Source organism: Pseudomonas sp. 34 E 7 (genome assembly GCF_900005715.1).
Lineage (GTDB): Bacteria > Pseudomonadota > Gammaproteobacteria > Pseudomonadales > Pseudomonadaceae > Aquipseudomonas > Aquipseudomonas orientalis_A.
The window spans coordinates 23,057-31,949 of record NZ_CVTX01000185.1; the positions used below are offsets into that span (position 1 = coordinate 23,057).

Below are 8,893 nucleotides of genomic sequence, written 5' to 3' on the forward strand. Positions count from 1 at the left end.
TATGTCGCTAAATTTCCCGCTGTTGCTGGTCATCGCCGTTGCCGTCTGTGGTTTCCTGGCGTTGCTCGATCTGGTGTTCTTCGCCCCGCGTCGGCGGGCGGCTATCGCGTCCTATCAGGGCAGCGTCAGCCAGCCTGATGCCGTGGTGGTCGAGAAGCTCAACAAAGAGCCTTTGCTGGTTGAATACGGCAAATCGTTCTTCCCGGTATTGTTCATCGTGCTGGTGCTGCGTTCGTTCCTGGTGGAGCCGTTTCAGATCCCTTCGGGGTCGATGAAACCTACCCTGGACGTCGGCGACTTCATCCTGGTGAACAAGTTTTCCTACGGGATCCGCTTGCCGGTGATCGACAAGAAGGTGATTGAGGTCGGTGACCCGCAGCGCGGTGATGTGATGGTGTTCCGCTACCCGAGCGACCCGAACGTCAACTACATCAAGCGTGTGGTCGGCCTGCCGGGCGACGTGATCCGCTACACCAGCGACAAGCGCCTGTTCATCAACGGTGAGTCGGTGGCCGAAAAACTCTTGGGCGCCGAGCCGAACACGTTGGGCAGCGCCGAGCTGTACCAGGAAAAACTCGGTGCGGTAGAGCACCAGATCCGCAAGGAAATGAGCCGCTACCGCGCGATGCCCGATGGCCAGTGGAAAGTGCCTGCCGGGCACTATTTCATGATGGGCGACAACCGCGACAACTCCAACGACAGTCGCTACTGGGATGACCCCACTATTCCCAAGGACCTGCTGGGCATGGTGCCCGACGAGAATATCGTCGGCAAAGCCTTCGCGGTCTGGATGAGCTGGCCGGAACCCAAGCTCAGCCACCTGCCGAACTTCTCGCGGGTCGGGCTGATCAAGTAATACAGGCGGCGCTGTGATCACAGCGCCGAATGCTTTTCTGGGGCTTGGACATTTTCCAATGCCCGGTACCCATCAGGATGTGAATTTGAACACTGCGTCAATCGTCGATGGCCGCCGGTGCCACCAACTAGATATGGATAAACCGTGACCGTTTCTCTGAGTCGTCTCGAGCGCCAGCTCGGCTACACCTTCAAGGACCAGGAATTGATGGTCCTTGCCCTCACACACCGCAGCTTTGCAGGGCGCAATAACGAGCGCCTGGAATTCCTCGGTGACGCTATCCTCAATTTCGCCGCCGGTGAGGCGCTGTTCGAGCGTTTCCCGCAAGCGCGCGAAGGCCAACTTTCGCGCCTGCGCGCCCGTCTTGTGAAAGGCGAGACCCTGGCGGTGCTGGCTCGCGGTTTCGGCCTGGGCGAGTACCTGCGCCTCGGTTCCGGTGAGTTGAAAAGTGGCGGTTTCCGTCGCGAGTCGATCCTGGCTGATGCCCTGGAAGCCTTGATCGGGGCGATCTACCTCGATGCAGGGATGGAGACGGCCAAGGAGCGCGTGGTCGCCTGGCTGGCTTCGGAAATCGAAAGCCTGACGCTGGTCGACACCAACAAGGACCCCAAGACCCGCCTGCAGGAATACCTGCAGTCGCGCGGTTGCGAACTGCCACGCTACGAAGTGGTGGATATCCAGGGTGAGCCGCATTGCCGCGTGTTCTTCGTGGAATGTGAAATCACCTTACTGAACGAAAAAAGCCGAGGTCAGGGTGTGAGCCGTCGTATTGCCGAACAGGTAGCGGCCGCTGCAGCACTGATTGCCCTGGGCGTGGAGAATGGCCATGACTGATTCAACCGCAACACGCTGTGGCTATGTTGCCATCGTCGGCCGCCCCAACGTGGGCAAGTCCACGCTGCTCAACCACATCCTCGGCCAGAAGCTCGCGATCACCTCGCGCAAGCCGCAGACCACCCGCCACAACATGCTGGGCATCAAGACTGAAGGCACCGTGCAAGCGGTCTACGTCGACACCCCCGGCATGCACAAGGGCGGTGAAAAGGCGCTTAACCGCTACATGAACAAGACCGCTTCGGCGGCGTTGAAAGACGTCGACGTGGTGATTTTCGTGGTCGACCGCACCAAGTGGACCGACGAAGACCAGATGGTTCTGGAGCGCGTGCAGTACGTCACCGGCCCGTTGATCGTCGCGCTGAACAAGACCGACCGTATCGAAGACAAAGCCGAACTGATGCCGCACCTGACCTGGCTGCAGGAACAACTGCCGAATGCCCAGATCATGCCGATCTCGGCGCAGCACGGCCACAACCTCGAAGCCCTGGAGCGCGTGATTGCCGGCTACCTGCCGGAGAACGAGCACTTCTTCCCGGAAGACCAGATCACCGACCGCAGCAGCCGCTTCCTTGCTGCGGAACTGGTGCGCGAGAAAATCATGCGCCAGATGGGCGCCGAGCTGCCGTACCAGATCACCGTTGAAATCGAAGAGTTCAAGCAGCAGGGCAAAACCCTGCACATCCATGCGCTGATCCTGGTTGAGCGTGACGGCCAGAAAAAAATCATCATTGGCGACAAGGGCGAGCGCATCAAGCGCATCGGCACCGAGGCGCGCAAGGACATGGAATTGCTGTTCGATTCCAAGATCATGCTCAACCTGTGGGTGAAGGTTAAGGGTGGCTGGTCCGATGATGAGCGCGCGTTGCGCTCCCTGGGCTACGGCGACCTGTAAGACACCGCAGGGCTAAAAAATGTGGGAGGGGGCTTGCCCCCGATGGCGGTGGATCAGTTAATGGATAAGTGACTGACACACTGCCATCGGGGGCAAGCCCCCTCCCACATTCGTTTGATGTTGTTTTCAAGATCGAGAACCCATGTCCCAATCCCCGCCTCCCAGCCAGCTCGCCTATGTGCTGCACAGCCGCGCCTACCGTGAGACCAGCGCCCTGGTGGACTTCCTTACGCCCCAGGGCCGTCTGCGCGCGGTTCTGCGCAGCGCGCGGGGCAAGGCCGGTACGCTGGCGCGGCCGTTCGTGGCCCTGGACGTGGAGTTTCGCGGCAAGGGCGAGCTGAAGAATGTCGGCCGCCTGGAGAGCGTCGGCACGTCCGCCTGGCTCAATGGCGATGCGCTGTTCAGCGGTCTCTACCTCAATGAGCTGCTGATCCGCCTGCTGCCCGCCGAAGACCCGCATCCGGCCGTCTTCGATCACTACGCCGCCACCTTGCTCGCCCTCGCCGAAGGCCGTCCCCTGGAACCGCTGCTGCGGGCCTTTGAATGGCGCCTGCTGGATGACCTGGGCTACGGCTTTGAATTGCACAACGACCTGCACGGTGACCCTGTCGCCGCCGACGGGCTGTATCGCCTGCAAGTGGATGCGGGTCTTGAGCGCGTGTACCTGTTGCAACCCGGCCTGTTCCAGGGCGCCGAGTTGCTGGCCATGAGCGAAGCGGACTGGACCGCCCCCGGCGCCTTGTCCGCCGCCAAGCGCCTGATGCGCCAGGCCCTGGCCGTGCACCTGGGCGGACGGCCGCTGGTCAGTCGCGATTTGTTTCGAAAGCCCTGACATCCCCGTGTATGCTGTGCACCGATTCTTTCCCTTTTCAGGAGCGCTTCCGTGACCACCAGCAATCGCATTCTTCTTGGCGTCAATATCGACCACGTTGCCACCCTGCGCCAGGCCCGGGGCACTCGTTACCCTGATCCGGTCAAGGCCGCGCTGGACGCCGAAGAAGCGGGCGCCGACGGCATCACCGTGCACCTGCGCGAAGACCGCCGCCATATCCAGGAGCGCGACGTGCTGCTGCTCAAGGACGTGCTGCAGACCCGCATGAATTTCGAAATGGGCGTCACCGAAGAAATGATGCAGTTCGCCGAGCGCATCCGCCCGGCACACATTTGCCTGGTGCCGGAAACCCGCCAGGAACTGACCACCGAAGGCGGCCTCGACGTGGCCGGCCAGGAAGCACGGATCAAGGCTGCCGTGGAGCGCCTGTCGAAGATCGGCAGCGAAGTGTCGCTGTTCATCGACGCCGACGAGCGTCAGATCCAGGCCTCACGCCGCGTCGGTGCCCCGGCCATCGAACTGCACACCGGCCGCTACGCCGATGCCACCACGCCGACCGAAGTGGCTGAAGAGCTGCAACGCATCATCGACGGCGTGAACTGCGGGCTTGGCGAAGGCCTGATCGTCAACGCCGGCCATGGCCTGCACTACCACAACGTCGAAGCCGTGGCGGCGATCAAGGGCATCAACGAACTGAACATCGGCCATGCGCTGGTGGCCCATGCGCTGTTCGTCGGTTTCAAAGGCGCCGTGGCCGAGATGAAGGCCCTGATCCTGGCGGCCGCCAAACACTAAAAACACTGAAGATCCAATGTGGGAGGGGGCTTGCCCCCGATAGCAGTGTGTCAGTCAGCCTATTCTTACCTGATACACCGCAATCTGGGGCAAGCCCCCTCCCACATGCGAACCCTTACTGTTTAGCGCCCGCAGGTGTATCGTATCCGCCCTTTGCAGGCCCTGTGCCTGCGGCAGATACGTGAGGTTGTTGTGTCCCGATCCTTTTCCCGTCGACAAATCCTGGGTGGTCTTGCAGGCCTGGCCGTAGTGGGCGTCGGTGCCGGTGGCGGCTACCGCTACTGGCTGGGGAAGGTCGCCGAGTCCGAGGCGGGGCACGATTACGAGTTGATCGCCGCGCCCCTGGACGTGGAATTGGTGCCGGGCCACACCACCCAGGCCTGGGCGTTCGGCCCTTCGGCGCCCGGCACCGAGTTGCGCGTACGCCAGGGCGAGTGGCTGCGGGTGCGTTTTATCAACCACCTGCCGGTCGCCACCACCATCCACTGGCATGGCATCCGCCTGCCGCTGGAGATGGACGGCGTGCCCTACGTCTCGCAATTGCCGGTGCTGCCAGGGGAGTATTTCGACTACAAGTTCCGTGTGCCCGACGCTGGCAGCTACTGGTATCACCCGCACGTCAACAGCAGCGAAGAACTCGGCCGGGGCCTGGTCGGACCGCTGATCATCGAGGAGCGCGAGCCCACCGGTTTCAAACACGAACGCACCCTCAGCCTGAAAAGCTGGCACGTGGACGAAGAGGGCGCCTTTGTCGCCTTCAGCATTCCCCGTGAGGCGGCGCGTGGCGGCACGGCGGGGCGTTTATCCACCATCAATGGCGTGTCCCAGGCCGTGATCGACTTGCCGGCCGGGCAGATCACCCGGGTGCGCCTGCTCAATCTCGACAACACCCTGACGTATCGCATCAACATTCCGGATGTCGACGCGCAGATCTACGCGCTGGACGGCAACCCCATCGAGCCGCGCCCGCTGGGCAAGGAATACTGGCTGGGCCCTGGCATGCGTATCTGCCTGGCGATCAAGGCGCCGCCCGCCGGCGAAGAGCTGTCGATCCGCAATGGCCCGGTGCGCCTGGGCACGTTCCGTTCGGTGGCCAACACCGACGCGCCCACCGAGTGGCCCCCGGCGCTGCCGGCCAACCCGGTTGCCGAACCGGACCTGGCCAATGCCGAGAAACTCAACTTCAATTTCGAATGGGTCGGCTCGGTGTCGGTCAACGTCGACAACGGCAAGCCGCCGAGCCTGTGGCAGATCAACGGCCAGGCCTGGGACATCACCGACAAGACCTGCGCCGACCGCCCCATTGCCAAGCTTGTGAAGGGCAAGAGCTACATTTTCGAATTGAAGAACATGACCCAGTACCAGCACCCGATCCACCTGCACGGCATGAGCTTCAAGGTCATTGCGTCGAACCGCCACAAGGTCATCCCGTATTTCACCGACACCTACCTCTTGGGCAAGAACGAACGTGCCCGCGTAGCCCTGGTGGCGGATAACCCGGGGGTGTGGATGTTCCACTGCCATGTGATCGACCATATGGAAACCGGCCTGATGGCCGCCATCGAGGTGGCGTGATGCGCCAGGTTCGCCCCGCGATCATCGACCGCAGCCGCGACCAGGACTTCATGCGCGAAGCCCTGGCACTCGCCGCCCAGGGCGCGGCGCTGGGTGAAGTGCCGGTGGGCGCGGTGCTGGTGCAGGACGGTGAGATCATCGGCCGCGGTTTCAACTGCCCGATCAGCGGCAATGACCCCAGTGCCCATGCCGAGATGGTCGCGATCCGCGCGGCCGCCCACGCCGTCAGCAATTACCGCCTGCCGGGCAGTACCCTCTATGTGACGTTGGAACCGTGCAGCATGTGCGCCGGGTTGATCGTGCATTCGCGAATTGCACGGGTGGTCTATGGCGCACTCGAGCCCAAGGCCGGGATCGTGCAGAGCCAGGGGCAGTTTTTTACCCAGGGCTTTCTCAACCATCGGGTACTGTTTGAAGGCGGGGTGCTGGCCGAGGAGTGCGGCACAGTGTTGAGTGAATTCTTCAAGGCTCGGCGGGCCAAGCCCCCACTCTAAAGAACACTGAGGATAAAAGTGTGGGAGGGGGCTTGCCCCCGATAGCAGAGTGTCAGTCACCACATCCATGGCTGATACACCGCTATCGGGGGCAAGCCCCCTCCCACATTTGGATCTCCATATATTCAGTGATAACTCACCGTTATTTCCTGGCGATGATCACCGCCCGCATCGGCGCCGGCAGCCCTTCAATGGTCTTGCTGTGATCTTCGGGATCGAGGAAGTCACTGAGCGACTGGTACTTCATCCACGCCGTCCCGCGTTGTTCCTCGACCGTGGTCACGCTCACGTCCACGCAGCGCACATCGCTGAATCCGGCGCGGCGCAGCCACAGCATCAGCGCCGGAACCGACGGCAGGAACCACACGTTACGCATCTGCGCATAGCGGTCTTCCGGCACCAGCACTTGCTGCTGATCGCCTTCCACCACCAGGGTTTCCAGCACCAGCTCACCGCCTTTGACCAGCGTGTCTTTCAGCGCCAGCAAGTGTTCGATCGGCGAACGACGGTGGTAGAACACGCCCATGGAAAACACCGTGTCGAAGCCTTCAAGGTTCGCCGGCAGGTCTTCGAACGGGAACGGCAGGTGCCAGGCCCTGGGTTCGGACAGGTAACGCTGCACCGCCTGGAACTGGCAGAAGAACAGCCAGTTGGGGTCCACGCCAATCACGCTGTCGGCGCCGGCGCCGAGCATGCGCCACATGTAATAGCCATTGCCGCAACCCACATCGAGGATGCGCTTGCCCTTCAAGTCCAGATGCGGCGCCACGCGGGACCATTTCCAGTCCGAGCGCCATTCGGTGTCCACATGCACGCCGAACAGGTGGAACGGGCCTTTGCGCCAGGGGCTCAGCCCCATGAGCGCCGTGTGCATCTGTGCGCGAGTCTCGTCGTCGCACTCCGTGTCCAGCACCAGGCCGTTCAACAGGTCCACGTCACTGGGCTGGATATTCGGCAGTGCGTCCAAAGCACTCTGCCAGCGCTCCAGGTCGCCATGGCCTTTTTCCATCTTGCTATCGAGCTGCGCTTGCAGGCCCTGGGCCCATACGGCCAGGGGAGTACCGACCAGATGGCGGGCGAGGGGAGACAAATCAATCATGGCAAGGCAATCAACGAGGCAAAGTTAAGACACTGGAACCACGGCACGACTTTCGAGAACCCGGCCGCCAGCAGGCGTTCGCGGTGTTCTTCGAGGCTGTCGGGCTTCATGACGTTTTCGATGGCGCTGCGCTTCTGGGCGATTTCCAGTTCGCTGTAGCCGTTGGCGCGCTTGAACGCGATATGCAGGTCGGTCAGCAACCCATGCTCCTGGGCATCATTGAAGCGCAGCTTTTCCGAGAGGATCAGGGCGCCGCCCGGCAGCAGCGACTGACGGATACGCCCGAGCAATGCCAGGCGCTCATCGGGGGCGATGAATTGCAGGGTGAAGTTCAGCGCCACCACCGAGGCCGGTTGGAAGTGCAGGGCAAGGATATCGCCCTCGATCACGTCCACCGGCAGTAACTCCTGGAACATCGAGTCCTGGCCATTGAGGTATTGGCGGCAGCGTTCGACCATCGCCGTCGAGTTATCCACTGCGATCACCCGGCAACCCTCGGTGCGCACATGGCGGCGCAGGGCCTGGGTGACCGCACCCAGGGATGAGCCCAGGTCATACAGCACGCTGTTCGGTTGGGCGAACTGGGCGGCGAGCACACCGAGGTTCTCGACGATGGTCGGGTAACCGGGCACCGAGCGCTTGATCATGTCCGGGAACACCCGCACCACGTCCTCGTTAAAGGCGAAGTCCGGCACCTGGGGCAGGGGCTGGGCGAATAGGCGATCGGGTTCTTTGCTCACGGTTGTTCCGGCGACGAAGGGGGAAAGGCCGGCATTTTAGCGTAGGAGCTGGCTTGCCTGCGATGGTCGTCAACGATTACGCAGACATTCTGGATGAACGCGGTGCCGGAATCAGCACGTCACCAAAGCCTTGGCCCATCAGTTCACCGTGATGGCGCAGTCGAACGTTTCCACGGGCTCGGCTTCCGGTTCCCACGGTTGCTGGGAGGTCAGGCGCAGACGGCCTTGGCCGGCGGCGAACGCCTGGAAGCGCCAGGTCGACTGGCCGCCACCGCCGATCACGCCGGATTCGCTGCTGCTGTAGACCTCGGGGCTCAATGCGCGCAGTACACCGCCGGCGGAGTCCTGGATGGCCCAGCGATAGCCGGTGGTGGGATTGCTGGGCAGGGTGAGGATCAGGGTTTGGTTAGGTTTAAGCTGGAGCGGGCAGGCGCTCTGATCTTCCACGGTGACGTTTTGCTTCGGCGCACTGGCGCACGCGGCGAGCAGGGCAAGGCTCAGGGGGAGAAGCAGGCGGGCTGCGATCATGGGGGCTCCGTTTATACACGACGAGGGGCGAGCATAACCGAAGATGGGACAGGGTGTGACAGGAGGGGGCAGGTCTGGCCTCATCGGGGCCATCCCACATGTTGATTTGTGAATGCATTCAAGTGTGGGAGGGGGCTTGCTCCCGATGGCGGCCTCGGGGCCGACCAGGATGTTGGATCAGACCGAGTACATATCCGTTTCTGCGGTAACGGCTGCTAATGGTTCCGCTTTTACAGCGGCTCACT

The 8,893-nt window shown here is 62.3% G+C and carries 10 protein-coding genes; 7 read left to right on the plus strand and 3 right to left on the minus strand.

Going from position 1 to position 8,893, the window contains the following annotated elements:
* The first annotated feature begins 1 nt into the window (after position 1).
* The 7 genes from lepB to tadA all read left to right on the plus strand — a co-directional run bounded on the left by lepB (position 2) and on the right by tadA (position 6,281).
* On the plus strand, positions 2–856 hold the full coding sequence (gene lepB, locus BFP96_RS24830) for a signal peptidase I (protein WP_065894847.1): 855 nt from the start codon (positions 2–4) through the stop codon (positions 854–856).
* A gap of 144 nt (positions 857–1,000) precedes the next feature.
* Complete coding sequence (gene rnc, locus BFP96_RS24835; RefSeq protein ID WP_003188856.1) at positions 1,001–1,690, plus strand: ribonuclease III; 690 nt, start codon at positions 1,001–1,003, stop codon at positions 1,688–1,690.
* On the plus strand, positions 1,683–2,585 hold the full coding sequence (gene era, locus BFP96_RS24840) for a GTPase Era (RefSeq protein ID WP_043204836.1): 903 nt from the start codon (positions 1,683–1,685) through the stop codon (positions 2,583–2,585). Before rnc ends, era begins: the two co-directional genes overlap by 8 nt.
* Positions 2,586–2,727: 142 nt before the next feature.
* A complete protein-coding gene (gene recO, locus BFP96_RS24845; RefSeq protein WP_065937200.1) occupies positions 2,728–3,417 on the plus strand; it encodes a DNA repair protein RecO in 690 nt (229 codons plus the stop codon).
* Between the two features lie 51 nt (positions 3,418–3,468).
* Positions 3,469–4,212: a pyridoxine 5'-phosphate synthase gene (gene pdxJ, locus BFP96_RS24850; protein ID WP_065885932.1), complete on the plus strand. Its 744-nt coding sequence runs from the start codon at positions 3,469–3,471 to the stop codon at positions 4,210–4,212.
* 192 nt (positions 4,213–4,404) lie between these two features.
* Positions 4,405–5,787, plus strand: coding sequence for a multicopper oxidase family protein (locus tag BFP96_RS24855; protein ID WP_065885933.1), 1,383 nt, complete (start codon positions 4,405–4,407; stop codon positions 5,785–5,787).
* On the plus strand, positions 5,787–6,281 hold the full coding sequence (gene tadA, locus BFP96_RS24860) for a tRNA adenosine(34) deaminase TadA (RefSeq protein ID WP_065885934.1): 495 nt from the start codon (positions 5,787–5,789) through the stop codon (positions 6,279–6,281). The genes BFP96_RS24855 and tadA overlap by 1 nt, the downstream gene beginning before the upstream one ends.
* 142 nt (positions 6,282–6,423) lie before the next feature.
* Here tadA and cmoB read toward each other — a convergent pair whose 3' ends face one another.
* From cmoB to BFP96_RS24875, 3 genes are all read right to left on the minus strand, one after another.
* Positions 6,424–7,380, minus strand: a complete 957-nt coding sequence (gene cmoB, locus BFP96_RS24865) for a tRNA 5-methoxyuridine(34)/uridine 5-oxyacetic acid(34) synthase CmoB (protein ID WP_065937201.1) — start codon at positions 7,378–7,380, stop codon at positions 6,424–6,426.
* Positions 7,377–8,120 (minus strand): carboxy-S-adenosyl-L-methionine synthase CmoA, encoded by a 744-nt coding sequence (gene cmoA / locus BFP96_RS24870; protein WP_065897503.1) that lies wholly within the window; start codon positions 8,118–8,120, stop codon positions 7,377–7,379. Before cmoA ends, cmoB begins: the two co-directional genes overlap by 4 nt.
* A 138-nt stretch (positions 8,121–8,258) precedes the next feature.
* A complete protein-coding gene (locus tag BFP96_RS24875) occupies positions 8,259–8,648 on the minus strand; it encodes a protease inhibitor I42 family protein (RefSeq protein ID WP_065937202.1) in 390 nt (129 codons plus the stop codon).
* Between the last annotated feature and the right edge of the window lie 245 nt (positions 8,649–8,893).

Excerpts from the sequence above, each read along its gene's own strand:
- lepB (WP_065894847.1), top strand. The coding sequence starts at position 2 with ATGTCGCTAAATTTCCCGCTGTTGCTGGTCATCGCCGTTGCCGTCTGT.
- era (WP_043204836.1), top strand. The coding sequence starts at position 1,683 with ATGACTGATTCAACCGCAACACGCTGTGGCTATGTTGCCATCGTCGGC.
- recO (WP_065937200.1), top strand. The coding sequence starts at position 2,728 with ATGTCCCAATCCCCGCCTCCCAGCCAGCTCGCCTATGTGCTGCACAGC.
- tadA (WP_065885934.1), top strand. The coding sequence starts at position 5,787 with ATGCGCCAGGTTCGCCCCGCGATCATCGACCGCAGCCGCGACCAGGAC.
- cmoB (WP_065937201.1), bottom strand. The coding sequence starts at position 7,380 with ATGATTGATTTGTCTCCCCTCGCCCGCCATCTGGTCGGTACTCCCCTG.
- BFP96_RS24875 (WP_065937202.1), bottom strand. The coding sequence starts at position 8,648 with ATGATCGCAGCCCGCCTGCTTCTCCCCCTGAGCCTTGCCCTGCTCGCC.